Below are 24,914 nucleotides of genomic sequence, written 5' to 3' on the forward strand. Positions count from 1 at the left end.
GTCCATGGCCTACCGTGTGGGCCGTGGACAGGCAGCACGAGACGAACCCCCGCACGGCACCCGGCAGGCTCCGGATACGCATGGCCGCGGCCGCCCTGCTCGCGGCGGCGATGGCGTCGGCGGGCTCCTGGGCGTACCTGCGCGCGGGCGCGAGCGGCGTCGACGTGGCCCGCGACGTGGCCGTCGGCCTCGCGTACACGGGCGGCGGCCTCACCGCCTGGTGGCACCGGCCCGCGAACCGCACCGGACTGCTGATGGTCGCCGAGGGCGTCACCTGGTTCGTCGGCAACCCTCCAGGGCACGGGGGTGCCCGCGCTGTTCGCGCTGGGCGCCTGGTGGGAGGCGCTCAACATGGCGGTCCTCCTGCACCTGGTCCTCTCCTTCCCCGACGGCCGGCTCGCCTCGGCCCTCGCCCGCCGCCTCACCGTCTTCTCCTACGCCCTGGTCGCCGTCGGCGGACTCCTGCGCACCCTCACCTACGACCCGGCGCGGGTCGCCGTGGAAGCCACCTACCTCTCCTGCGGCGACTGCGGTCCCAACCTGCTGCACGTGCCGGCGCTGAGCGGTCTCTTCACGGCCGTCGACGGGGCCTACCGGGGGGTCGGCTGGATCCTCTCCGTCTTCCTGGTCGTGGCGATCGTGCGGCGCTGGCAGCAGGCCTCGGTGGCCCGCCGCAGGGCGCTGCTGCCCGCGTGGATCGCCATCGTGATCGCCTCCGTGTTCCTCCTGTGGGACCTGCTGACACTGCTGCTGCCGCAGCCCCCGGCCGGCGCCTTCCAGGAGGTCGTCGTCCTGCTCTCCGACGTCGCCCAGGTCGCCGTTCCCGTCGCCTTCCTCACCGGGCTGCTGCGGATGCGCCTGCAGCGCGCCGAAGTCGGCGACCTCGTCATCGACCTGGGCACCGACCCGGACGAGGACCGGCTGCGCGACGTGCTCGGACGCGTGCTCGGCGACCCCGGACTGCGGCTGGGACTGTGGCAGGAGGACAAGGGGGAGTACGTCGACGGGGAGGGCGAGATCCTCGCGGAGCCCCGCGCCGAGACCCTGGCGCGCAGCCGCGCCACAAGCACCGCACGTGCGGCCCGGGGCAGGGGACGCACCCGGGTCGACTCCTCACGGGGCACCCCGCTCGCCCTCCTGCACCACGACCCCGCGCTCGACGAGGACCCCGAACTCCTCGAAGCCGTCGGCGCGGCCCTGCGCCTGGCCCTGGAGAACGTGTCGCTGCGCACCCAGGCGAAGGAGGTCACGTCCCGGATCGTGCGGGCCGCCGACGCCGAGCGCGGCCGCCTGGAACGCGACCTGCACGACGGCGCGCAGGCCCGTCTCGTCTTCGCGCTGATGGCGCTGCGCCGCGTCGACAAGGGCCTTGCCGACCACCCCGACGCATCCCTGCGGCGTTCCGTCGCCGAGGCCGAACAGAGCCTGACGCTCGCACTCGAAGAGCTGCGCGGCATCGCGCACGGCATCCATCCCGCCGTCCTCACCCGCGAGGGCCTGGGCCCGGCGCTCACCGCACTCGCCCAGCAGGCGGCCCTGCCCGTCGTCGTCTCGGCCGAGCCCCGGCGCTACGACCCGGTGGTGGAGTCCACCGCGTACTTCACCGTCTGCGAAGCCCTCGCGAACGCCGCCAAGCACGCCCGCGCCCGCGCGGTCAGCGTCTCCGCCCGGCAGCACGGAAGCCGCCTCGTCGTGGAGACCGTCGACGACGGGATCGGCGGCGCCGACACCGCACGCGGGAGCGGCCTGCGGGGGCTGGCCGACCGGCTCGCCGCCGTGGACGGGATACTGCACGTGGACTCTCCCGCAGGTGGCGGGACCAGAATCAGGGCGGAGCTTCCGTGCGGGTGATTGTTGCCGAGGACTCGGCGATCCTCAGGCAGGGGATCGTGCGACTCCTCACCGACGCGGGCTTCGAGGTCCCCGCGCAGCTCGGCGACGCCGAACGGCTGCCCGCACTGGTCGACGCACTGCGGCCGGACGCCGTCCTGCTGGACATCCGGATGCCGCCCACACACACCGACGAGGGCCTCCTCGCCGCCGCCGCGATCCGCGCCAGGCACCCCGCCACCGGCATCCTGCTGCTGTCCCAGTACGTCGAGACGACCGACACCGTACGAGCGCTGGCGGACAACCCGCGCGGCTTCGGCTACCTGCTGAAGGAGCGGGTCGCCGACATCGACGAACTGACGGCCGCGCTCAAGAGGGTCGCCGCGGGCGAGAGCGTGCTGGACCCGCAGGTGGTGGCCCGGCTGATCGACACGCCGCGCGCCCCCGGCCCGCTCGACGAACTCACCGCCCGGGAACGCGAAGTGCTGGCACTCATGGCGGAGGGCCGCAGCAACGACGCCATCGCCCGCCACCTGGTCATCGGCGCGAAGACGGTCGAGACGCATGTCCGCAACATCTTCGCCAAGCTGGCGTTGGAGACCGACCTGCACGATCACCGCAGAGTCCGGGCCGTGCTCACGTACCTGCGAGCCTGAACCCACTCCGCGGGCCTGAACGGCCCTCTGCCAAGAGTTCCCAGCGAACCGTTCCGGGTGTGACGTCTCCCCCGAGACCCCCGTGCCTCCCCCGTCGTCGCCCCCGGAACGGTGCTGGTGAGAACACCATAGGCAGGGGGCGGGGGATCTGACATCAGGGCCAGCCCTGAGATCCGGAACCCTTACGTCCGGCACATGTGCGCGGCGCGGACGGGGACGGCCGAAGAGACGGACCCGGCCGGAGCCCATGCTTCACCACCTGCCCCGGACGCCCCGGGAACACGCCTTGCTCCGGCGTTCCGGTCGGCGCCGGGCGGCTCCGCATGGCACCGCCCGGCGCCGGCCCGCCCGACGAGCCCGTCAGACGATGCCCTCGGCGATCTCCTCGCGCTCCCGCTGGGTGCCGTACGCCGCCTCCGAGGGGACCCCGTACGACTTACGGGCCGCGTACCACCAGGCCGTCGCCAGGATCAGCACCGCGGCGAGCGCGACCACCGCGTAGTTCATCGAATCCCACGTCACCGGAGCCGACTGCGGCAACAGGAACAGCACCGTCACCACGGCCACCCACGACACGGCCGTCCAGCCGATCGGCTTGCTCCAGCGGCCCAGGTTCCACGGGCCCGGCTCGAAGCGGTCGCCCGCCCGCAGCCGCAGCAGGATCGGGATGGCGTACGCCGGGGTGATCCCGATGACGTTGATCGCGGTCACCGCGCCGTACGCCGTCGCCGAGTACAGCGACGGCACGGCCAGCAGGCAGGCCACGCCCACCGACAGCCACACCGCCGGCACCGGCGTCCGGGTGCGGCTGCTGACCCTGCGCCACAGCTTCGACCCCGGCAGCGCGTTGTCCCGGCTGAACGCGAACACCATCCGGCTCGCCGCGGCGACCTCCGCGTTGCCGCAGAACAGTTGCGCCCCGATCACCACGAGCAGCAACGCCGTCGCCCCGCCCGAACCCAGCGCGTCCAGCAGGATCTGCGCCGGTGGCACCCCGGTCGCGCTGTCCACCGTGCCCGCGTAGTCCTGGATGGCGAAGGTCAGCCCGGCCAGCAGGGCGAAGCCCGCGATCCATGACACCCAGATGGCCCGCACGATGCCGCGCGGAGCGCTCACCGAGGCGTTCGACGTCTCCTCCGACAGATGGGCGGAGGCGTCGTAGCCGGAGAACGTGTACTGGGCGAGCAACAGCCCGATCGCGGCCACGTAGATCGGGCTGTCGATCCCGGTGTCGTTCACGAACTCGGTGAAGACGAACTCCGCCGACTGATGCTGGTCCGGCACGATCACCAGCGCTCCGACGATCACCGTGACGCCGGCGATGTGCCACCACACACTGATCGAGTTCAGCACACTGACCAGCCGCACGCCGAACAGGTTCAGCACGGCGTGCAGCAGCAGGATGCACATGAAGATGAGCATCGTCGAACCGGGCGTCGGCTCGAAACCGAACCGCAGGTTCAGGAACGCGCCGGTGAACAGCGCCGCTCCGTAGTCGATGCCCGCGATCGCGCCCAGCAGGCCCAGCAGGTTCAACCAGCCCGTGTACCAGCCCCACTTGCGGCCGCCCAGCCGGTCCGCCATGTAGTACAGCGCGCCGGACGTCGGATACGCGCTGGTCACCTCGGCCAGCGCGAGCCCCACGCACAGGACGAACAGGCCGACGCCTATCCAGCCCCACATCATCACGGCGGGCCCGCCGGTTCCCAGCCCGAAGCCGTACAGCGTCATGCAGCCGGACAGCACGGAGATCACCGAGAAGCTGATCGCGAAGTTCCCGAAGCCTCCCATCCGACGGGCGAGCACCGGCTGGTAGCCGAGCTCGCGCAGCCGCTGCTCCTCGTCGCGCGGCTCGGGCGTACCCGAACGAGGTCGTCTGGGCGGGGACATGGTCATGCTCTTCCTCCGGTGGGAACGGGCGCTGCTCGGCTTCCGCGGGTGCGGTGTCGGGCAACCGGGTCAGGCAGAAGGCGCGTGCAGACACCGCGAACGAGCGCGCAGGAAGAGCTCCTGCGCCCCCTGCGCGATGTCGTCGTGGTCGTCGCGCATGCGGTAGGTCCACGGCACCGGTGCGTAGTACGGGCCCAGCGCCCGGAACACCCGGGCCGCCTCGCTGAACTGATGGGCGCCCCACAGGGCGTGCGCGAGATGACTGAGGTCGAGCAGCGAGGAATCGGCCGGATCGGCGTACTCGAACCAGTTCCGCAGCCCCGCCAGGGCGTCCCGGATCGCGTCGTCGGTCACCCAGTGCAGGTCCAGTGCCCGGTCCTGGCCGCGTTCGCGGCGGTAACGCTCCACGCGTACGTACAGCGGCAGCACATGCACGGGAGACCCCGCGGGCGCCGAAGCGGTGGCCCAGCGCGCGTAGTTCACCGCCTCGGGGAGCGAACCCCTGGGGTTCCTGGAGTACACGAACTGGAGCATCCGCTGATGGGCCTCACGGCAGTCGGGGTCGCGCTTGGCGACCTCTCCGAGCAGCCCCCAGGGCCCCGGAAACAGCATGGGGCCCGGTGGCGGTACGCGGTGCTCCGGCATCCGCCTGCCCCGGTCGAGGGGGGAGAGGGCCAGCAGGCACACCCACGGCACCGGATCGTCGGGCAGCTGCCCGATGCATACCTGGCAGGCCTCCCACGCCTCGTGCCACAGGTTCGCGGTCTCGGGATGCCTGTCGCGGTGGGCGCGGACGGCGCGCTCCACGGCAACCCTGGCGTGCATCACGGTCGCGGCCGCGCTGTGCGGCTCCTCGGTGCGCCAGATGTGCACGGTGTCGGTGCCGGCCGCGGCGGCGGCCAGGACCTGGGTGCGGCGCGTCCACGAGGCCCAGTCGGCCGTGTCGGCCAGCAGGTTCCGCATCGACATCCACCGGCCGGTGCGCAACTCCTGTACGACCGCACGTAATTCGGCGTCGTGACCGGCCGGGTGGTACACCGGCCGGAACTCGTCGCTGGACATCGTCACTGGTCCTTACGGCTCGGTCATGATAGGGGCATCGTGGCAGGCCCCTGCGGCGGCGCATGCGGGCACGGCTCAACCGGCGCTGGTCGCCGTGTAGTTGACCATGAATAAGGTATTCCGGTCCAGCCTTTTCCGTACCTGGCGAGAAATGGGTGCTGTGCGCGCCGGAAGTGCGGGCCCTCGTCTCCTGCCGCTCTTGACGGCGGCGGCTGGACTGCCCCAGGCTGCTGACGTCCTGGCGACGATCATGGCGGGGGTACGGAAATGGGCGCGGCCGGTGGCTCGACGGTGCGCGGGCGGGCGGCGGGCGGGCCGGTGCTCGCCGTCGACCAGGGCACCTCGGGGACCAAGGCGCTCGTCGTCTGCCCGGAGCGCGGGGTGATCGGGACGGGCGAAGCCGCTGTGCACCCCCGGTACCTGCCCGGCGGGCGGGTCGAGGTCGCTCCGGCCGAGCTGTACGCCTCCGTGGTGGAGGCCGGCCGGAAGGCGCTGGCCGCGGCGGGCGAACCGGTGGCGGCCGTAGGCCTCGCCAACCAGGGCGAGACGGTGCTTGCCTGGGACCCGGCGACGGGCGAACCGCACACCGAGGCCCTCGTGTGGCAGGACCGCCGGGCCGGCGCACTGTGCGAAGAACTCCGCGCACACGCAGAGCAGTTGTCGCACCTCACCGGGCTGCCCCTCGATCCGTACTTCGCCGCACCGAAAATGGCGTGGATACGCCGCCATCTCACCCGCGTCGGAGTGGTGACCACCAGCGATGCCTGGCTCGTCCACCGTCTCACCGGGGCCTTCGTCACCGACACGGCGACCGCGGGCCGCACCCAGCTCCTCGATCTCGACCGGGGCGCGTGGTCGCCGGCCGCCCTGGACGTGTTCGGACTGGGCGACGAACGGCTGCCGGACGTCGTGGACTCCGACGTGTGCGTCGGGACGACGCGCGCCTTCGGCCCCGGCATCCCGCTGACCGGACTCCTCGTGGATCAGCAGGCGGCCCTCTTCGCGCAGGGAGCGACGGAAGCCGGCGCGGTGAAATGCACCTACGGGACCGGAGCCTTCCTGCTCGCCCAGGCGGGCGGCCGCCCCGTGCGCCCGTCGTCCGGCCTGGTCGGCTGCGTGGCCTGGCGGCTGCGCCGCCGCACGAGCTACTGCCTCGACGGTCAGGTCTACACGGCGGCCTCGGCGGTGCGGTGGCTGACGGACCTGGGCGTCATCGCGGGGGCGCACGACCTGGACCGGGTCGGCGGGAGCGTGCCCGACAGCGGGGGAGTGACCTTCGTACCGGCCCTGGCGGGGCTGGCCGCGCCCTGGTGGCGGAGCGACGCGCGCGGCTCGCTGACCGGCCTCGGCCTGGACACCGGTGCGGGTCACCTGGTGCGCGCCCTGTGCGAGGGGATCGCGGCGCAGGTCGCGGAACTCGTGGACGCGGTGGGCGAGGACCTGGGGGCGCGGCCGGCCGTGCTGCGGGTGGACGGGGGACTCACCCGGTCGGCGCTGCTGATGCAGGCACAGGCGGATCTGCTGCAACTCCCGGTGGAGGTTGCGGAGATGCCCGACGCGACGGCGAGAGGAGTGGCCGCGGTGGCCCGGCTGGGCCTGGACGCGCGGCTCGACGTCACCGACGTGGTACCCGTGCACCGGGCGTCGGCGGTGTACGAACCGCGCATCGGGCAGGGAGAGGCGCGGGAGCGACGGGAGAGATTCCGGGACGCGGTCGGCTGACCGGCGTGCGGCACTGAGCCGGGGGCGGGCCTGCGAAGGGCTCGGGCGGAACGGGTGGCCAACGGACCCTGCCCGTCGCGGAACGCGGGCCGCCCCGCGAAGCCGCAGACGGCCGCCCGCCTGCAGCACCCCGTGCTTCCACAGCCGGTCGCCCGCCGTGGACCGTCCCGTGCCCCCGCGCCCGGCCACCCGCCGCGCAGCAGCCCGCCCGCGCCCCTCCGTACAACCACCGCCACCCGGAAGGAAACCCATGACCCCCGCCCCCTACGACCTCGCCGTCATCGGCGCCGGCGTGGTAGGTACGGCCATCGCCCGCGAGGCCGCCCGGTATCCCCGTCTCCGTATCGCTCTCCTGGACGCCGCCGACGACGTCGGCAACGGCACGTCGAAGGCCAACACCGCCATCCTGCACACCGGTTTCGACGCCGCCCCCGGCACCCTCGAAGCCCGCCTCGTCCGCGACGGGCAGCGCCGGCTCCACGCCTACGCGAGCGAATCAGGCATCCCGGTCGAGCGGGTCGGCGCTCTCCTCGTCGCATGGAACCAGGACCAGCTGGCCGCCCTCCCCGCCCTCGCCGCCAAGGCCGCCCGCAACGGCGTCGACACCACCCGCACGCTCGCTCCCGCCGAGCTGTACGCCCGCGAACCGCACCTCGGCCCCGGCGCGCTCGGTGCGCTCGAAGTACCCGACGAGAGCATCATCTGCCCCTGGACGACCACCCTCGCGTACGCCACCCAAGCGGTACACGCCGGAGTCGACCTGCGCCTCGACACAACTGTCCGGAACATCACTTCGGACGAGGGGGGCCACCTCCTCGACACCAACCGCGGACCGCTGCGCACCCGCCACCTCGTCAACGCCGCCGGTCTTCGCGCCGACGACGTCGACCGCCTGCTCGGCATCCGGGACTTCACCGTCACCCCGCGCCGCGGTCAGCTCCTCGTCTTCGCCAAGCCGTCCCGCGCGCTGGTCCGGCACATCCTGCTCCCGGTGCCCACCGCACTCGGCAAGGGAGTCCTGATCACCCCCACCGTCTTCGGCAACGTACTCCTGGGTCCGACCGCCGAAGACCTCACCGGCCACCCGGACGCGAAGAGCGCCCACCACACGACCCCGGAGGGCATCGCGACCCTCCTGGAGCACGGACGCCGCCTGATGCCCGCTCTCCTCGACACCGAGGTCATCACCTCGTACGCGGGTCTGCGCGCCGCCACCGAACACGACGACTACCGCATCCGCGCCCACCCGGACCGCCGCTGCGTGACCGTCGGCGGCATCCGTTCGACCGGCCTGAGCGCCTCCATGGGCATCGCCGCGTACGTCGTCGGACTGCTCAAGGAGACCGGGCTGCAAGTGACCGGCGCACCGAATGACTTGGAGCCGGTGCGCATGCCCAACATCGGCGAGGCGTTCCCCCGCCCCCACCAGCGCCCCGATCTCATCGACCGGGACCCGGCGTACGGCGACATCGTCTGCCCCTGCGAACGCGTCACCCGCGGCGAGATCCGCGACGCCCTCACAGCCACGGTCCCGGCCCGCTCCCGGGGCGGTCTGCGGCGTCGTACCCGGGTGGAATCCGGACACTGCCGGGGCGCCGAGTGCGGTGCCACCGTCCGTACCCTGTTCGAGCGGGCCCGCGCGACGGCCGAGCGGGCCCGCGAAACCGGCTAGTCCGAGGCCGCGCCGCGCGTCAGCCGGCAGAGATCACGATGCCGGCGGTGCCACAGCCGGCCGGACCACCCGGGGGACCGCCCCGCCGAGGCCGACGCCGACCGGCACACTCGTGGCACCGCCTTACCCCGCAGCCGACTGTGCCGCCCGGGGCACGAGAGCCCTCACTTCCCCCGCCACGAAGCGCACGAAGCCCTCCGGGTCCGGTTCGTCCGCCGTCGGTTGCAGCACCACCGTGTCCGCCCCCGCGTCCGCCAGCTGCTGCACGGCCCGCGCGACCGCTCCGGCGTCACCGGCAACGCCGAGGTCCGGCACGGACTCCCGGCCCTCGCGGACCAGTTCGGCCCGCAGCCGGTCCGCCGCGCCGGCGCCGGTCGCCGTCAGCAGGTAGACCACCACCTTGTGGCGCCCCCGCGCCGTGCGGCCCGCCGCCGCCCGGCCCTCCTCGATCAGCAGGCGCGCCCGGCGCACCCCGTCGGGAGAGGCCGACGCGTCCAGGACCGTTCCGTCCGCGGACTCGCCGGACAGCCGCAGCGTGCGCGGCCCGACACCCCCGGCCAGCACCTGCGGCACCCCGGCCGGCGGCCAGTCCAGCGCCACCTTGTCGAGCCGTACGTACTGGCCGTCGGCCGTCACCTGCTCGCCCCGCAACAGCGCCCGCATCGCGTCCAGGTACTCGCGCAGCAGCGTAAGCGGCGAAGCGGGCCGCACGCCGACCTGTGCCATCCAGTCCTGCACGCCGTGCCCCACGGCGAGCGTCACGCGGCCGGGGAAGAGCCGGTGCAGGGTCGCCGCCTCCATCGAGGTCAGCGCCACATTCCGCAGCGGCACCGGCAGCAGGCCCACGCCCACGTGCAGCCGCTCCGTCCACGCGAGGGCGGCGGACGCGGCGGCGATGCCGCTCTCCAGGAAACAGTCCTCCCAGAGCCACAGTTCCTCCAGCCCCGCCTCCTCTGCTGCCCGTACGAGAGGACGGAGCCGTTCGGGAGCCAGCTGAGGACGGAAGACCGCGCCGAGAGTCGTCATGGCCCCCATTCCTACCCGCCGACTCCCGCACGGGCAACGGGGATTCAGGGCGAGGCCTACGGACTCGCGGCCGGGCCGCCCGCGGGTCCGCACCGTCGGCAGCTCGGCACCGGGGCCAGGGGCTGTCGCCGCCGAGCGCGGCCGGACGCCAGAACGGTTGCCGCCGTGCCGATCACCGGTTTAACGTCCGCTTCATGCTGCCCGAGGCGAACACCCAGGAAGAGTGGGACGCCCTCGTCCTCGACGAGGCGACCATGCGGCCGGGTGTCGCGGACCTGGCCACCCGCCTCGGCCTCGCGGGAGCCTCGCTCACCCGGTACGCGGCGGGCTCGCTGCCCGTCTACGCGGTCGGCGAGGACCACGTGCTCAAACTGTTCCCCGGAGTCGACGCCGCCGACGCCGTCGTCGAGTCCCGGGTCCTGTCCCACCTCCAGGGCCGGCTTCCGGTGCGCACCCCCGAGCTGCACGACTGCGGAACGTACGAGAACGGCTGGCGCTACGTCCTGATGGGCCGACTCCCCGGCGAGGACCTCTCCCTGGCCTGGCCGCGGAGCGCGGAGGCCGACCGGCAGCGGATCGTCACCGAGGCGGGCGAGGCACTCGCCGCACTGCACGCCCTGGACCCCGCACCGCTCGCCGACACGCTCGGCCCCGGGGACTGGAACGCCTTCCTCGCCCGGCAGCGGTCGGGCGCCGTCGAGCGCCAGCGCTCCCGCAAGCTGCCCGAGGAATGGACCGCGCGGATCCCGGACTTCCTCGGTTGCGTGCACCTGCCCGCCGATCCGCCACGCGTTCTGCTGCACACCGAACTCATGCGCCAGCACCTCGTGGTCGACCCGCAGACCTGGCAGCTCACGGGCCTCTTCGACTTCGAGCCCGCCATGATCGGCGACCCGGCGTACGACCTCGTCGCCGTGGGCCTCTTCCTCACCCGCGGCGAGCCGGGGCTGATGGGCCGCTTCCAGAAGGCGTACGGCGCCGCCTTCGACCCGCGTCTGCTTCTGACGTACGCCCTGCTGCACGTCTACTCGAACTTCACCTGGTACTTCCGAGAACTCCCCGAGCCACCCGAGCCGACCTGGGACTCCGTCGCCGAAACCTGGTTCGGGACCGTGTGACAGCCCACAGCGTGTGCAGGCCGACGCCGCGCAAGGCCGGTGTCGCGCGAAAGCGGGGCGACACGGACGTCCCTTCGCCGCCAAGCGTTGTTGACACCCCACCGGCGCGTACACGGCATGCGGACGCCGTTCGACCCGGGCGGAACCGGTGCTCCGACCCGCCGGAGGTTCCCAGGTGGGCCCCGCGGCTGCCGGCACATTCGAACAGAGCCACCCGGCGGACGCGGATCGCGGCGGGCGCCCCCAGCGCACTTCGCGGCGTGCACAGGGCGCGGAACCCGACGGGACGGGCGGGTAAGGGACATACGGTTTCGAACATGGGGCTCATGACAAGGGCAAAATCCGCCAGAGCGCCGTCCGTGCGAGGACGCCGACACCATGCGGAGCCCCTCGGTGGCTCCCAGAAGACGTCCGCGCACCGGAACGACGTATTCAGCGGGGCCCGTGCCGCCGATGGCAAGGGGGGTGCGGGTAAAGATCCGCCCCGCCAACCCCGCGCGCCCCTCAGGGATCATCCACGGCGCGCCGAGGGCCCGGATCCCGGCATTCCGCCGCGTCCGGACCCCCGGCGCTCAACGGGCGTCAGCTGTCATGCAGTTGCATCGTTATTGACGATCGGACATGGGCATATAGGACCCAGCGCAGATCAGAACACCGCACCGCACGTTGAAACCTGGACTCCAGGGGGATTTCCCATGATTGTCGCCTCGGATCACCGGCTTGTTCCGCAATTGCCCAGCGTCCCCTTCTACTGTCCGGTGCCACCCGCCGCGCACCCGGCGGCGCGGGTGCTGAACGAGCTGACCGTCGACTGGATGTACCGGCAGGACCTGGACACCGACGAGGAGCAGCGCAGCCGGCTCGCCCTCTGCGACTTCGGCGGCCTCACCGCTGCGACCATGCCCTACGGCAGCCTCGCCCCGCTCACCCTGATGGCCAAGTTCCACGCCGTCCTCTTCTCCCTCGACGACGGTGTCTGCGACGAGGCCCGGCCCACCGCAGGGCACCTCGCCCAGGAGACCGCGCGAATAATGCGGGCCGTCGAAGCGCCCGGTGTGCCGTCCCCCGGCGAGTCACGGCACGCGGCGGCACTGCGCGCGCTGCGCCTGGAGCTGGAGAGGTACGCCACGCCGCGCCAGCTGCGTCGCTGGATCGACGCCATGCGCGTCTACACCTCGGGCCTGGTCTGGGAGGCGTCCTGCCGCCGCGCCCCCGGACTGCCGTCGCTGAACGATTACGTCACCCTGTGGATGCAGGCCATCGGCATGGCCCCCTCCACCGCCATGATGGAGATCGTCGCCGGCTACTCGGTCCCCGACGAGGACCTGGAGGACCCCCGGGTGCGGGCCCTCACCGAAATCACCTGGACCCTCGTCAGCTGGGACAACGACCTGTACTCGCGCAACAAGGAACTGCTGCGCGCGGGCGACGACCTCAACCTCGTCGACGTCCTGAGCAACGAACTGGACTGCGGCCCCGAACAGGCACTGGCCCGCGCCGTCGAGATGCGCGACCGGGTCATGGTCCTCTTCCTGCGGCTGCGCGCCCAAGTGCTGAGCGAGGGAGGCGCCGAACTGCGGCGCTACGTGCAGGACCTGGGGCAGTTCGTGCGCGGGCACCTCGACTGGGCGTCGCGATGCCCCCGTTACACGGTCCCGGCGCCACCCGGCGCGGCGACCCGCCCCTTCGGCTGGTGGAAGCACCGCCCCGCCGACGACAGCGCGGAGCCGCTGGACCTGCCGACCATCTCCTGGTGGTGGGACCAACTGGGCGCCCAGCGCGGGGCGGTCCGCCACGCCGCCTGACCGGGGGCGGCACGGCCGGGCCTCCTGGGAGCGGGAGCAGGGCGGCCCACCGAGGTGGGCCGCCCTGCCGCCCCTTCTTCTAGTAGCCGCGCCACCAGCTCGCCAGCTTGCGCCACATCCGCACGGGTGCCGAGCCCCGGCGCTGGCCCGGCACCACTGCGGCGGGCGGCTCGGACGGCGGTGCCGGCGGCACCGGGCCCGGCTGCTGGACGGACCCGCCCGGCTGCGGGGCGGCGGGCGCCGGTACGGGCATCGGCCCGGCCGCGGCGGCCTGCTGCGGGACGTTCCTCGGCGGCGTGCCGACCTGCCAGTCCTGGCGCGGCTCACCGCGCGGCGTGGGGGCCGTCGGCCCGGACACCTCCTGCTGCGGACGCGGCGCGAACGAGACCGGCAACTCGATCAGATGACGCGACATCAACGCACTCTGCCACCGCAACTCGTCCTCTTCGCAGGCAAGTTGCAGGTCGGGAAGGCGCATCAGCAGCGCGTCGACCCCGGTGTCCGCGATGGCGCGCCCGATGTCCTGCCCCGGGCACTCGTGCGGACCGCCGCTGAACGCCAGGTGTGCCCTGTTGCCCTGCATGGACGCGTGCGGGTCGGGGCGCACCACCGGGTCCGTGTTGGCGGCGGCGATGCCGATGAGCAGGGCGTCACCCGCCTTGATCTTCTGCCCGCCGAGCTCGGAGTCCCCGGCGGCCCAGCGGCCGAGGATGTTGGTGAACGGCGGCTCGTCCCAGAGTGTCTGCTCGACCGCCTCCGGCAGCGTCATGTGACCGCCGCTGAGCTGGGCGCGGAAGCGCGGGTCGGTGAGCACCATGCGCAGTACGTTGGCGATCAGGTTGGCGGTCGTCTCGAACGCGGCGATCAGCACCAGCCGCAGGTGCTGGGCGACCTCGTCGTCGGTCAGCGCGGCCGGATGCTCCACCACCCAGGTGGCGAAGTCCTCCTGCGGTTCGGCCCGGCGTCGGGCGACCAGCCGGTACAGCGCGGCCATCACGTACTCGTTGCTGGCGATCGCGGTCTCGGTGCCCTTGATCAGGTCCCGTGCCGCCTGCACCAGCTTCTCGTCGTACTCCTCGGGCATGCCGATGATCTGGCACATCACCATCATCGGCAGGTGCTCGGCGAACCGGCTGACCAGATCGGCGTGCCCGTCCTCGCAGAAGTCGTTGACGAGACGGTTACTGAACCGGTTGATGAAGCGGCGTACGCCCCGGTGGTCGATGCGCGCGATGGAGTCGGTGATCGCGCCGCGCTGGCGCTCGTGCTCCGCGCCGTCCTGGAAGACGCAGATCGGCTGGTGCACGAAGATCGGGGCGAGCGGGTTGGTCATCGTGACGGTGCCGTCCTGGAGCAGCCGCCAGCGGCGCGAGTCCCGGGAGTACAGGGACGGGGTACGCGTCATGTGCAGGTTCTCGCTGTGGCCCAGGACCAGCCAGGCGGGGACGTCCTCGTTGAGCAGGACGGGGGCGACCGGGCCGTGCTCGGCGCGCAGCTTCTCGTACAGACCCATCGGGTCCTTCTCGTGCGCGGGGCCGTAGATCCGGCGCAGCCCGCCGGGGCCGAACTCGCCGAGCGCGCCGGACCCGGCGTGCGCCGGGCACTCGGGCGGCGGGGCGGGGGAGGGGTCGAAGGGGGAGGTCACGGCAACTCCTGTGCGGGAAGAGAGGTCTGGGGGGCGTCAGGCGCGCTGCGCGGCGAGCGTGTGCAGGTAGTGCATCAGGGTCATCAGCACGTCGCGGCTGGACGCCCGCTGCCGGGCGTCGCAGTTCACCATCGGCACTTCGTCGGGCAGGTCGAGCGCGTGCCGCAGGGCTTCCATCGGGTGGTGCGGGGCGTCCGGGAAGGTGTTCACGGCGACCACGAACGGCACCCCGCGCTCCTCCAGGCGGCCGATCACGTCGAAGCTGACCTCCAGCCGGCGGGTGTCGACCAGGACGACCGCGCCCAGGGCGCCCTCGAACAGGCCGTTCCACAGGAACCAGAAGCGCTCCTGGCCGGGGGTGCCGAACAGGTACAGGATCAGCTGTTCGCTGATGCTGATCCGGCCGAAGTCCATGGCGACGGTGGTGGCCGTCTTGCCCTCGATCCGGGAGTTGTCGTCCACCCCGATGCTGGCCTGGGTCATGGTCTCTTCGGTGGTCAGCGGGCGGATCTCGGAGACCGAACCCACCATCGTCGTCTTGCCGACGCCGAACCCGCCGACGATCACCACCTTCACCGCGGCGGTGGCAGTGCTGGGCAGTACGTCCTCGGTCCGGGGGCCCGTGATGGTGTCAGAGCCGTTGAAGTCCATGCATCACCGCTTCGAGAAGGGACCGGTCGGGGAGGACGGCGCGGACGATGGGCGCGCGCGATTCGACCAGTTCGGTAGCGAGCAGGTCGGTCAGCAGCGAGGTGACCACGCTGAAGGGAAGCCGCAGGTACGCGGAGATCTCGGCCACCGACAGCGGGGCCCGGCACAGCCGCAGGATCGCGGCCTGCTCGGGCTGCACCGTGGGCGAAGGGGTGGAGCAGGCGACGACCATGGTGACGAGGTCGAGCGCGGCCCGGTCGCCGCCGTCGGGGCCGCCCGTGATCACGTAGAGCCGCTCCGGGTCGCCCTTCTCCGAGCCCGGCTCGGGGACGGGCTCGGAGAAGGGCCCGGAACCGGGCGGGGGGTCGGGAAGTTTCTCCCGGCGTTCTCGGCGGGGCTGGTGTTTCATACGGTGCGCTGCCCGTCCTGCCGGGGCGGACTGGTCAGGTGGGCTCCGATCCGTACGACCAGGTCGCGCATCCGCGCGCCCACCATTCCCGCGTCCACCGTCTCGTCGGCGAGGACGGCGAGATAGGCTCCGGCGCCCGCGGCCATCAGGTAGAAGAAGCCGCCGTCGACCTCGATGACAACCATCCTCATCCGGCCGTCGCTGTCCGGGATCTCCGCGGCGACCGCGGACGCCAGGCTCTGGAGCCCGGCACAGGCGGCGGCGAGCCGGTCGGCGACATCGGGATCGCCGCCGTGCCGGGCGATGCGGAGGCCGTCCGCGGAGAGCACCACGATCTGGTGGATCTGCGGCACCCCGGTGGCCAGGTCCTTGAGAATCCAGTCCAAGTTGGCCCGCTGCTGGATCACTTCAGATCTCCCTTGTCCCACGTGCTGTCCATGTTGCCGTCGGCCGCTCGCGTGGGCGGACCGTCCGTCTCGGCCGGCGGATCCAGCGGCACTCCGTTGGCCGCCTTGGTGAATGCTTCGAGCCAGATGCCCGGCTCGGGTTCTTCCTTGCGCGGCCGGCCGGCCGCTTCGGCCTCCGCCGCCGCGGCTGCCGCGGCCTCCGCGGCGGCCTGGCGCTCCTGCGCCGGAAGGTTGTGGGAACCGAGGGGCGCGCGGCCCCGGCTGCGGCGCTGCGGCAGCCCGTTCTCGGTCCATTCGGTGACCACGGGGACGTCCTCCTCCATGGCCGACCTCGGCATCGCCACCGGCCTGGGTGCGGGCGCCGGGGCAGGCGGGGGCGTGGGGGCCGCCTGCGGTACGGCGGCAGGGCGGGGCTTGCGCTGCGGCGCCCGGGCCTCCTCCGGTGTCATGCCGGAGCTCTTGCCGCCGCGCGGCACGGCGGAGGCGCCGATTCCGTGGGCGATCCCCGGTGCGGGGCCGGTGGTGACGATGTCGCGCGGCACGATGAGGACCGCGCGGACGCCGCCGTACGCGGACTGTCGCAGCGACACCTGGAGGTTGTACATCTGCGACAGCCGGCCGACCACGGCCATGCCGAGCCGGGGGGTGTCGCCGAGCTCGTTGAGGTCGATGCCCGCCTGGGCCTGGAGCAGCATGTTCTCGGCCCGGTTGCGGGCCTCCTCGCTGAGGCTGACGCCGCCGTCCTCGATCTCGATGGCGATGCCGGTCTGCACCTCGACCGCGGTGACGTGCACCCGGGTCTGCGGCGGCGAGTAGCGGGTGGCGTTGTCGAGCAGCTCGGCACAGGCGTGGATGAGCGGCTCGACGGCGGTGCCGATGATGGCGACCTTGGCGATCGAGTGCAGGTCGACGCGCCGGTACTCCAGGATGCGCGACATGGCGCCGCGCAGCACGCTGAACAGCGGTACGGCGCGCGGCCACTGACGGGACGGGCGGGCCCCGCCGAGCACCGAGATCGAGTCGGCGAGGCGCCCGATCAGGGCCGTGCCGTGGTCGATGCGCAGCAGGTCGTCGAAGACCTCCGGATTGCGCCCGTGGTCCTCCTCCATCTGCCGCAGCTCGCTGGACTGCTGGTGGACGATGGCCTGCACACGGCGAGCGATGTTGACGAACGCGCGCTGTGCGGACTCCCGTCGGGCCTCTTCGAGGTCGATGATCTCCAGGACGGTACGGAGCAACTGGCGCTGTGCGTGAGGCAGATCGCGGTACTGCTCGTCCGCGTCGACGACGTCGCGGATGACCTCGGCGGGCGATTCGCCCGAGCGCAGCCGTTTGATCGCGGCCGGCATCAGTTCCTTGGCGAACCGCACGGTCTCGTCGTCGTGCTCGGCGAGCCGGCGCTCCAGCGCGGCCTGCCGCCGGGCGTGGTCCGCGTGCGCATGGCGCAACGCCCTTCCGCGCCGCACGACTTCGGCGACGAGGGCGGCGACGACGACGGTCGCCACCGCGCCGGCCCACACCACGGGTATCCGCGCGGCTTCCGTGACGGCGAAGACGGCTCCGGCCGTCGCCGCGACCGTCAGGGCGACCGCGAGCGCGATCGGCCGCACGAAGGAGGGCTCCGGTGGGCGCGTCTGTGGTGTCTGGTGTGCTGCCTGACGTGGGGGGGATTCAACCCGAACCATGGATAGCCTCTGGCGGTCTTTTGGGGGCGTGTTCAATCAAGTGCCACATAGGGGAACAAGCGCATGAATTCACATCAACTCGGCTCGTTGCGCAGCGAGCTTAGCCCGACGGAGTCGGTGCACCGGCCGGTTCCTCCAACCCCCTGCACCGATCGCCGTCCCAGGCATAGACTCACCGACTTTGCACGTTCGGCGCTCGCTTGTGCACACCGAGTCACCGGATGGGAGGAAAGAGTCCCAAGAGCCGGACGTTGACCGGTGAGGCTTGATAACGCGCGCCGGTCCCGTCACTTCGGAGACCGAACAGGACGTCGCAGGAAGGTTTCTGGCGCCGTGGCGAGCGAGGCCCGTTCCGCGGTCTCCCGCGTGCGTCCGGCACGGGGAGGAGGCGGGACTCGGTCCAGTCGAAGGAGTGACGGCGGCCGGGCCTCAGGGTGACGGGGCGCGACGGCCCCGGGGCGGCGGGTGTCCCACTCGGCGGCGGTGCGGGGCGGAGGGAGCGCGGGGCGACCTCGGAGCGGGGGTGCCAGCGGTACGGTGGCCTCTCGTCCTGGGGGACCCGCGAGAAACCGACGTCGATGCCGGGCGGGTCCGCTCGCGGAAACGCTGCGTCCTCAGCCGCGATCCGGCCGCCGTCGTCGCCGCTCCCGGACTGCTCGCCCCGGCTTCCGGCGCTCCGGCCCAACTGCGCTCTCTCGCACCGAAGTCGAGGGGCACGGAGCCCTCGTTGTCCCAGGGCGCCGCACGACGCCCTCGACCGGCACGGCGACGGCCTGGCATGCCCCGCTGCTCTCCGGCCGGCCCGGCGCCCGCCCGAGGGGTGTACCCCGCCTGGCTCAAGTGGACAGCGCGCCGCTACCCACAGGCCGTTCTCGACGATCGGGGCGGGCGGGGAAAGCCGCCCCAGGAGCACGGGCGGATCGCCGGGTGCCTGGCGCGCGACGACGTAGCGGCGCGCTCCGCGCCCGCCCGGCCGGCGGAGGCGGAGCGCGCCGCGGGCCGGAAGGTCAGGCGATCGACGCCGAAATGATCGCCGCCACGGCGATGTTGCACGACGCGGTCACCCACACCGCCGGGTGCGGCTCCTGCTCCACCAGCGTCGCGCCCAGCTTGCCGGGGGTGACCACGTCGACCACCCAGAACGCCACCGCCATCATCACCAGACCCAGCACGCCGAAGACCGCCGTGGACGCCAGGCCCTTGCCGAAGTCGTCGTACGTCGTCCAGATCGACGTGAAGACGATGCCGCCGATGCCCAGCAGGGCGGAGCTCACCAGGACCGCGCAGTTGCGGTTGCGGTCCTCCCAGATCTGCTTGCCGAGCTTGCCCGGGGTCAGCGCGTCCACCAGGAATATGCCGAGGGTCAGCAGCACGACGCCCAGAGCGCCATAGGCGGCGGTCCGGCCGATTCCGTTGACGATGTCTTCCATGTGAGAAGCAGTCCCCGTGGGTGAGGTGCACAGGTGAGGTGCACGGGTGGCAGGAGACGCAAAACCTATCGCACGGGTACCGCAACCCGTCATGCGGCCGCCGGAAACTTCGTGGCCCCGCCGAGGAATTCGCCGGCTGACGCGCCCGGGGCGAGCGGCGGACCGGCGGGCCGTCGTGCGCCCCGCCCCGATCCACCACTCGCCCCGGGCGCCGACCCGCCGCCCCCACCGGGCCCGGCGGGCCCACACCGCTCAGTCGAGGTAGTCGCGCAGGACCTGCGAGCGCGAGGGGTGGCGCAGCTTCGACATCGTCTTGGACTCGATCTGACGGATGCGCTCACGCGTCACCCCGTAGACCTTGCCGATCTCGTCCAGCGTCTTGGGCTGGCCGTCCGCCAGGCCGAAGCGCATCGAGACCACGCCCGCCTCGCGCTCGGAGAGGGTGTCCAGGACCGAGTGCAGCTGTTCCTGGAGGAACGTGAAGCTCACCGCGTCGGCCGGAACAACGGCCTCCGAGTCCTCGATGAGGTCACCGAACTCGCTGTCGCCCTCCTCGCCCAGCGGGGTGTGCAGGGAGATCGGCTCGCGGCCGTACTTCTGGACCTCGATGACCTTCTCGGGGGTCATGTCGAGTTCCTTGGCCAGCTCCTCCGGGGTGGGCTCGCGGCCCAGGTCCTGGAGCATCTGCCGCTGGACCCGCGCCAGCTTGTTGATGACCTCGACCATGTGCACCGGGATGCGGATGGTGCGGGCCTGGTCCGCCATCGCGCGGGTGATCGCCTGGCGGATCCACCAGGTCGCGTACGTCGAGAACTTGAAGCCCTTGGTGTAGTCGAACTTCTCGACCGCACGGATCAGACCGACGTTGCCCTCCTGGATCAGGTCCAGGAAGAGCATGCCGCGGCCGGTGTAACGCTTCGCCAGTGAGACGACGAGGCGGAGGTTGGCCTCCAGCAGGTGGTTCTTGGCGCGGCGGCCGTCCTCGACGAGGATCTCCAGCTCACGGCGGAAGGTCGGGGTCAGCTCGTCGCCCTCGCCCTCCCCGTCCTCCAGCTTGTGCTCGGAGAAGAGGCCCGCCTCGATGCGCTTGGCGAGCTCCACCTCCTGCTCGGCGTTGAGCAGCGGCACCTTGCCGATGAGCTTCAGGTAGTCCTTGACCGGGTCGGCGGTGGCACCGGCGACGACGACCTGCTGCGGCGGCGCGTCCTCGTCGTCCTCGTCGGACAGGACGTAACCGGCGGTGCCGGGCTTGGGGGTCTCCTCTTCCTCCTCGCCGTCACCCGCCCATTCGTCGGTCTGCTTCTTCGCGGCGGTCTTCTTCACCGCGGTCTTCTTCGCGGCACGCTTCTTCGGGGCGGGCTTGTCCGCGACGGCGGCCGCCGCCTCGTCGAGGTCGTCCTCGGCGGCGGCAACGGGCTCGACCTCGGCGGTGGCCTTCGCGGCGGTCGTCGTCTTCTTGACGGCGGCCTTCTTGGCGACAGTGCGCTTCGCGGCGGGCTTGGTCTCACCGGCCGCGGCGGTCTTGCGCGGGGCGCGCTTGGCGGCCTTCGCGGGCTTGGCGGCAGCGGCCGCCGTCACCATCAGCGTCACACCCTCCTCGTCGAGGACCTGGTTCAGGCTGCGCAGGACCCGCTTCCACTGGTCGACCGGGATGCTGTCCGCTTCGAAGGCATGGCGAACGTCGTCGCCATTGATGTGGCCCTGGTCCCTGCCGCGCTCGATGAGCGAGACCAAGGACGGCGATTCGGCGATCTCCTGTGGGAACGGGCGGGACGGACTGAGCGACACGAAGAGCCTCTCGTAGCGAGAAATACAAGGTGATGGCGGGGCGAGGCCGCAGCCCGGCCTCCGGGTGGATCTGTGTGGAGCGGAAAGCCTGGCTGCGCGACGGCACCTGTCGGTTCATCGCGCGCCCGCGCTGTTTCGTTACGTCTTTTCCGAAGTGACCTGAGCCACTCTTGCTGTCCCGGTCCGGCCCCCGAGGTTTAAGGGGTCCTCCCGGCCGTGCGACTGCCCGGTGAGGGGCCGCCTCGCCGGCCGCGTGGAATCCCCAAGGGTACTCCCGGGCGACATTCCTCCCCGTGGCTCGCGCCCGTAGCCCGGATTTCCCCCGGGCGGGGGAGGGCGAGTGGGCCGTACGGGCGAGAGGGGGCGGGCCGCACAGGTATCGCGGAGACCCGGCGGGTGGACGCGCGAAACGGGCGGCCGGGCGCGCGGGGCGCCTGGCGCGGAGTGCACCACCGCGATCACACGATCTTGATCAGTGCCCTATCCGGACGGGTTCGGCCCGCATATCCTCCGACCTATGCGTGTCGCACTCTTCGTCACCTGCGTCAACGACGCAGTCTTCCCGGCCACCGGAATCGCCGTCGTGAAGCTCCTGGAGCGGCTCGGCGTCACGGTGGACTTCCCCGCCGCCCAGACCTGTTGCGGGCAGCCGCAGTACAACACCGGCTACCGCCGCGACACCGAACCCCTCGTCCGCAGGACCGCGGCGGCCTTCGCGGGGTACGAGTACGTGGTCACCCCGTCGGGCTCCTGCGCGGCCATGATCCGCGACAACTATCCCCGGATCGGGCGGCTGCAGACCAAGGAGGGCCGGGGCGGCGACCTCTCGCGGACGGCCGACTCGCTCGTCCCGCGCACCTATGAGCTGACCGAGTTCCTCGTCGACGTCCTGGGCGTGACCGATGTCGGCGCGTACTTTCCGCACACCGTCACCTACCACCCCTCCTGTCACGGGGTGCGCATGCTCGGGCTCGGCGAGCGCCCCCGCAAACTGCTCGAAGCGGTCAAGGGGCTGGAGTTGCGAGAACTGCCGGGCGCCGAGGAGTGCTGCGGTTTCGGCGGCACCTTCGCCGTGAAGAACTCCGATGTTTCCGCCGCGATGGGGGAGGACAAGATCCGCAGCGCGGTGTCCACCGGAGCCGACTTCCTGTGCGGCGCCGACAACTCCTGCCTGATGCACCTCGGCGGCATGCTGCGCCGCCAGGACGCCCCCGTTCGCGCCCTGCACCTCGCCGAGATCCTGGCGAGCACCGAAGAGGAGCCCCTGCTGTGAGCGGTACGTACCTCGGCATGCCCTCCTTCCCCCGGGCGGCCCGCGCCGCCGTCCAGGACCGGACCCTGCGCGCCAACCTCCGGCACGCCACCCACACCATTCGCGACAAAAGAGCCAAAGCGGTAGCCGAGTTGGGCGACTGGGACCAACTCCGTGAAGCGGGCAAGCAGATCAAGGACCGCACACTCCGTCATCTCGACACCCACCTCCTCCAGCTGGAGCAAGCGGTCACGGCCGCGGGCGGCACCGTCCACTGGGCTGCCGACGCCGACGAGGCGAACCGCATCGTCACCGACCTCGTCAGGGCGACGGGGGAGCGCGAGGTGGTCAAGGTCAAGTCGATGGCCACGCAGGAGATCGGTCTCAACGAGGCCCTGGAGGCGGCCGGCATCGCCGCGTACGAGACCGACCTGGCCGAGCTGATCGTCCAGCTCGGCGACGACCGCCCCTCGCACATCCTGGTCCCGGCCATCCACCGCAACCGCGGTGAGATCCGGGAAATCTTCACCCGCACGATGAGCGAATGGGGCCGCCCGGCCCCCGACGGCCTCACCGACCGCCCCGCCGACCTCGCCGAGGCGGCCCGCCTCCACCTCAGGGACAAGTTCCTGCGTGCCAAGGTCGGCATCTCCGGTGCCAACTTCATGGTCGCCGAGACCGGTACTCTCGTCGTCGTCGAGTCGGAGGGCAACGGCCGCATGTGCCTGACCCTCCCGGAGACCCTCATCTCCGTCGTCGGCATCGAGAAGACGATCCCCACCTGGCGGGACCTGGAAGTCTTCCTCCAGACGCTGCCGCGCTCCTCCACCGCCGAGCGCATGAACCCGTACACCAGCACCTGGACGGGCACCGCCGACGGCGACGGCCCGCAGACGTTCCACCTGGTCCTCCTCGACAACGGCCGCACCGGCGTCCTCGCCGACGAGGTGGGCCGCCAGACCCTGCGCTGCATCCGCTGCTCGGCCTGCCTCAACGTGTGTCCGGTGTACGAGAGGGCGGGCGGCCACGCGTACGGCTCGGTCTACCCCGGTCCCATCGGCGCGATCCTCACCCCCCAGCTGCGCGGCACCACCAGCGAGGTGGACGCGTCGCTGCCCTTCGCGTCCACGCTCTGCGGGGCCTGTTACGAGGTGTGCCCGGTCGCCATCGACATCCCGGAAGTCCTGGTCCACCTGCGCGAGAAGGTCGCCGACCAGGGCGGCAAGGGGCACCGTCTGGAGAAGGCCGCGATCAAGGCGGCGGGCTGGGTGCTCAACCACCCCGCGGCCCTGACCGCCGCCGAGAGGGCCGCTGCCAAGACCCGCAGGTTCCACCCCGAGAAGCTCGGCGGCCTGCCGCTTGCCGCCGCTTGGACGAACACCCGCGACCTGCCCGTCATGCCGGCCGAGCCGTTCCGCGACTGGTGGAAGAGGACCCACAACTCATGAGCGAGCCGAACACCCCGAAGGGGCCCTCGGCCCCCGGCCCCACCCACCGCGCCGCCGCTGCGGACGCACCCGCTGTCCCCCGCGACGCATCCCACGCCCACCGCGATGCCGCCGCCCCGGACGCGCCCCCCGCCCCTCGCGAAGGGCCCGGCCGCGACGCCTCGCCCGCCGGACCCGGCCGCGCCGCGTCCACCGCTGCCCGCGACCGCATCCTCGCCCGGATCCGCGCGGCCGTCGCCGACGCCCCGCCCGTCCCCGAGCCCAGCCGTGCGTACGCCGTCACCCACACCCCCGACGACCCGGACGCGGTCCTCGACCTCCTGCACGAGAACCTCGCCGACTACCGGGCCGTGGTCCACCGCACCACCGAGGACGGCATCGCCCCTCTGCTCGCGCGCCTGCTCGCCGAACGCGGTGCGGCCTCCGTACTCGTGCCGCCGCGGCTCCCCCCGCACTGGCTGTCCGCCGCCGCACCCGCCCTCGTGCACGACCGGGCCGCCCTCACCGCCGCCGACCTCGACCGGATCGGCAGCGTGGTCACCGGCTGTGCCCTCGCCGTCGCCGAGACCGGAACGATCGTCCTGGACGGCGGCCCCGACCAGGGCCGCCGCCGCATCACCCTGATCCCCGACCATCACATCTGCGTGGTCCGCGCCCCCTCCCAGGTCGTCGCCTCGCTCCCGCAGGCCATGCCCCGTCTGGACCCGGCCCGCCCGCTGACCTGGATCTCCGGTCCCTCGGCAACCAGCGACATCGAACTCGACCGGGTGGAGGGAGTGCACGGCCCGCGCACCCTGGAGGTGGTGCTCCTGGCAGAGAGCTGAACCCCGGTCGGCTCATGTCGGGGCGAGGGCAAGAGAGAGGCCCAGGCTCAGCGTGCCCCCGCGAGCCGGGGTGCCTCCGTCCCCGCGTCCACCGGCCCGGCTCCCGCGGCCCCCACCCGCCCGGCCAGTTCCCGGGCCCACCGCACGAGGGCGTCGAGATCCATCCCGTGCGGAGTCCTGGAGCCCTCGTACGCGGCAAGGCCCGCGGCCCCCCGCAGCAGGAGCCGCGCGCCGCCCGCCGAGTTCCCCCGTGCCGCATGGGTCAGCCCCACCGCGACCTGAGCCATCGCCCGCCACAGCGGAGCCTCTTCCTCCGGCCCCGACTTCCACGCGTCCTCGAACACCTCATGGGCGTGGAACGGCATGCCCGCGTCCAGCAGCCGCTGTGCCTCACGCACCGTCTCGGCGGGGGAGCGGACCACCCCTTCCGGCTGGCGCTCCACCCCCGCAGCTCCGTACGGGAGCGGGCGGCCGAGCCCGTCCCGGGGGCGCGCGTTGCGGGCGCGCCCTTCGGGGTCGCGGTCGCGCTGCGTGTTCCTGTCGTCCGTGCTGGTCACTGTTTCCTCCCGGGAATGCGGAAAAGCCCGTATCAGA

The 24,914-nt window shown here is 72.3% G+C and carries 20 protein-coding genes; 9 read left to right on the plus strand and 11 right to left on the minus strand.

Annotated elements, in window-relative coordinates:
* Window positions 1–306 precede the first annotated feature (306 nt).
* Entirely contained in the window at window positions 307–1,851 is a 1,545-nt protein-coding gene (locus HNQ79_RS34520; protein WP_229923629.1) for a sensor histidine kinase, read from the plus strand.
* Window positions 1,842–2,486 (plus strand): LuxR C-terminal-related transcriptional regulator, encoded by a 645-nt coding sequence (locus HNQ79_RS33755; RefSeq protein WP_506005063.1) that lies wholly within the window; start codon window positions 1,842–1,844, stop codon window positions 2,484–2,486. The genes HNQ79_RS34520 and HNQ79_RS33755 overlap by 10 nt, the downstream gene beginning before the upstream one ends.
* 360 nt (window positions 2,487–2,846) lie before the next feature.
* Here HNQ79_RS33755 and HNQ79_RS15840 read toward each other — a convergent pair whose 3' ends face one another.
* Together HNQ79_RS15840 and HNQ79_RS15845 are read right to left on the minus strand one after the other, a co-directional pair.
* The gene (locus HNQ79_RS15840; RefSeq protein ID WP_185031439.1) at window positions 2,847–4,382 is read right to left on the minus strand and encodes an amino acid permease; all 1,536 of its coding nucleotides are present in this window, start codon (window positions 4,380–4,382) and stop codon (window positions 2,847–2,849) included.
* 63 nt (window positions 4,383–4,445) lie between these two features.
* Window positions 4,446–5,438: a hypothetical protein gene (locus HNQ79_RS15845; RefSeq protein WP_185031441.1), complete on the minus strand. Its 993-nt coding sequence runs from the start codon at window positions 5,436–5,438 to the stop codon at window positions 4,446–4,448.
* Window positions 5,439–5,705: 267 nt separating this feature from the next.
* Here HNQ79_RS15845 and HNQ79_RS15850 point away from each other — a divergent pair, with 267 nt between their 5' ends.
* A complete protein-coding gene (locus tag HNQ79_RS15850; RefSeq protein ID WP_185031443.1) occupies window positions 5,706–7,160 on the plus strand; it encodes an FGGY family carbohydrate kinase in 1,455 nt (484 codons plus the stop codon).
* Between the two features lie 250 nt (window positions 7,161–7,410).
* Window positions 7,411–8,832, plus strand: coding sequence for an NAD(P)/FAD-dependent oxidoreductase (locus HNQ79_RS15855; protein WP_185031454.1), 1,422 nt, complete (start codon window positions 7,411–7,413; stop codon window positions 8,830–8,832).
* 123 nt (window positions 8,833–8,955) lie between these two features.
* Here HNQ79_RS15855 and HNQ79_RS15860 read toward each other — a convergent pair whose 3' ends face one another.
* Window positions 8,956–9,858 carry an LLM class flavin-dependent oxidoreductase gene (locus HNQ79_RS15860; RefSeq protein ID WP_185031456.1) on the minus strand — a complete coding sequence of 301 codons (903 nt, stop codon included), beginning with the start codon at window positions 9,856–9,858 and terminating at the stop codon, window positions 8,956–8,958.
* A gap of 194 nt (window positions 9,859–10,052) precedes the next feature.
* Between HNQ79_RS15860 and HNQ79_RS15865 the strand changes: the two genes are divergently transcribed.
* Both HNQ79_RS15865 and HNQ79_RS15870 read left to right on the plus strand, forming a co-directional pair.
* Window positions 10,053–10,976 carry a phosphotransferase family protein gene (locus HNQ79_RS15865; protein WP_185031458.1) on the plus strand — a complete coding sequence of 308 codons (924 nt, stop codon included), beginning with the start codon at window positions 10,053–10,055 and terminating at the stop codon, window positions 10,974–10,976.
* 695 nt (window positions 10,977–11,671) lie between these two features.
* Window positions 11,672–12,781, plus strand: a complete 1,110-nt coding sequence (locus HNQ79_RS15870) for a terpene synthase family protein (RefSeq protein WP_185031460.1) — start codon at window positions 11,672–11,674, stop codon at window positions 12,779–12,781.
* Window positions 12,782–12,860: 79 nt separating this feature from the next.
* Here HNQ79_RS15870 and HNQ79_RS15875 read toward each other — a convergent pair whose 3' ends face one another.
* The 7 genes from HNQ79_RS15875 to HNQ79_RS15905 form a co-directional block, all read right to left on the minus strand.
* Entirely contained in the window at window positions 12,861–14,426 is a 1,566-nt protein-coding gene (locus HNQ79_RS15875) for a cytochrome P450 (RefSeq protein WP_185031462.1), read from the minus strand.
* 36 nt (window positions 14,427–14,462) lie between these two features.
* Window positions 14,463–15,077, minus strand: coding sequence for a GTP-binding protein (locus HNQ79_RS15880; protein ID WP_185031464.1), 615 nt, complete (start codon window positions 15,075–15,077; stop codon window positions 14,463–14,465).
* Window positions 15,058–15,486, minus strand: a complete 429-nt coding sequence (locus HNQ79_RS15885) for a DUF742 domain-containing protein (protein ID WP_185031466.1) — start codon at window positions 15,484–15,486, stop codon at window positions 15,058–15,060. The genes HNQ79_RS15880 and HNQ79_RS15885 overlap by 20 nt, the downstream gene beginning before the upstream one ends.
* Complete coding sequence (locus HNQ79_RS15890) at window positions 15,483–15,893, minus strand: roadblock/LC7 domain-containing protein (RefSeq protein ID WP_185031469.1); 411 nt, start codon at window positions 15,891–15,893, stop codon at window positions 15,483–15,485. Before HNQ79_RS15890 ends, HNQ79_RS15885 begins: the two co-directional genes overlap by 4 nt.
* Window positions 15,890–17,578: an ATP-binding protein gene (locus tag HNQ79_RS15895; RefSeq protein ID WP_229923630.1), complete on the minus strand. Its 1,689-nt coding sequence runs from the start codon at window positions 17,576–17,578 to the stop codon at window positions 15,890–15,892. Before HNQ79_RS15895 ends, HNQ79_RS15890 begins: the two co-directional genes overlap by 4 nt.
* 1,007 nt (window positions 17,579–18,585) lie before the next feature.
* A complete protein-coding gene (locus HNQ79_RS15900) occupies window positions 18,586–19,008 on the minus strand; it encodes a DUF350 domain-containing protein (RefSeq protein ID WP_185031471.1) in 423 nt (140 codons plus the stop codon).
* 252 nt (window positions 19,009–19,260) lie between these two features.
* On the minus strand, window positions 19,261–20,796 hold the full coding sequence (locus HNQ79_RS15905) for an RNA polymerase sigma factor (protein WP_268253575.1): 1,536 nt from the start codon (window positions 20,794–20,796) through the stop codon (window positions 19,261–19,263).
* Window positions 20,797–21,313: 517 nt separating this feature from the next.
* Here HNQ79_RS15905 and HNQ79_RS15910 point away from each other — a divergent pair.
* From HNQ79_RS15910 to HNQ79_RS15920, 3 genes are all read left to right on the plus strand, one after another.
* On the plus strand, window positions 21,314–22,069 hold the full coding sequence (locus HNQ79_RS15910; protein WP_185031473.1) for a (Fe-S)-binding protein: 756 nt from the start codon (window positions 21,314–21,316) through the stop codon (window positions 22,067–22,069).
* Entirely contained in the window at window positions 22,066–23,496 is a 1,431-nt protein-coding gene (locus HNQ79_RS15915; RefSeq protein ID WP_185031475.1) for a LutB/LldF family L-lactate oxidation iron-sulfur protein, read from the plus strand. The genes HNQ79_RS15910 and HNQ79_RS15915 overlap by 4 nt, the downstream gene beginning before the upstream one ends.
* 209 nt (window positions 23,497–23,705) lie before the next feature.
* A complete protein-coding gene (locus HNQ79_RS15920; RefSeq protein ID WP_185031627.1) occupies window positions 23,706–24,320 on the plus strand; it encodes a LutC/YkgG family protein in 615 nt (204 codons plus the stop codon).
* Window positions 24,321–24,367: 47 nt separating this feature from the next.
* Here HNQ79_RS15920 and HNQ79_RS15925 read toward each other — a convergent pair whose 3' ends face one another.
* A complete protein-coding gene (locus HNQ79_RS15925; RefSeq protein WP_185031477.1) occupies window positions 24,368–24,877 on the minus strand; it encodes a DUF309 domain-containing protein in 510 nt (169 codons plus the stop codon).
* Between the last annotated feature and the right edge of the window lie 37 nt (window positions 24,878–24,914).

Source organism: Streptomyces candidus (genome assembly GCF_014207445.1).
In the GTDB taxonomy this organism is placed as follows: Bacteria; Actinomycetota; Actinomycetes; order Streptomycetales; family Streptomycetaceae; genus Streptomyces; species Streptomyces candidus.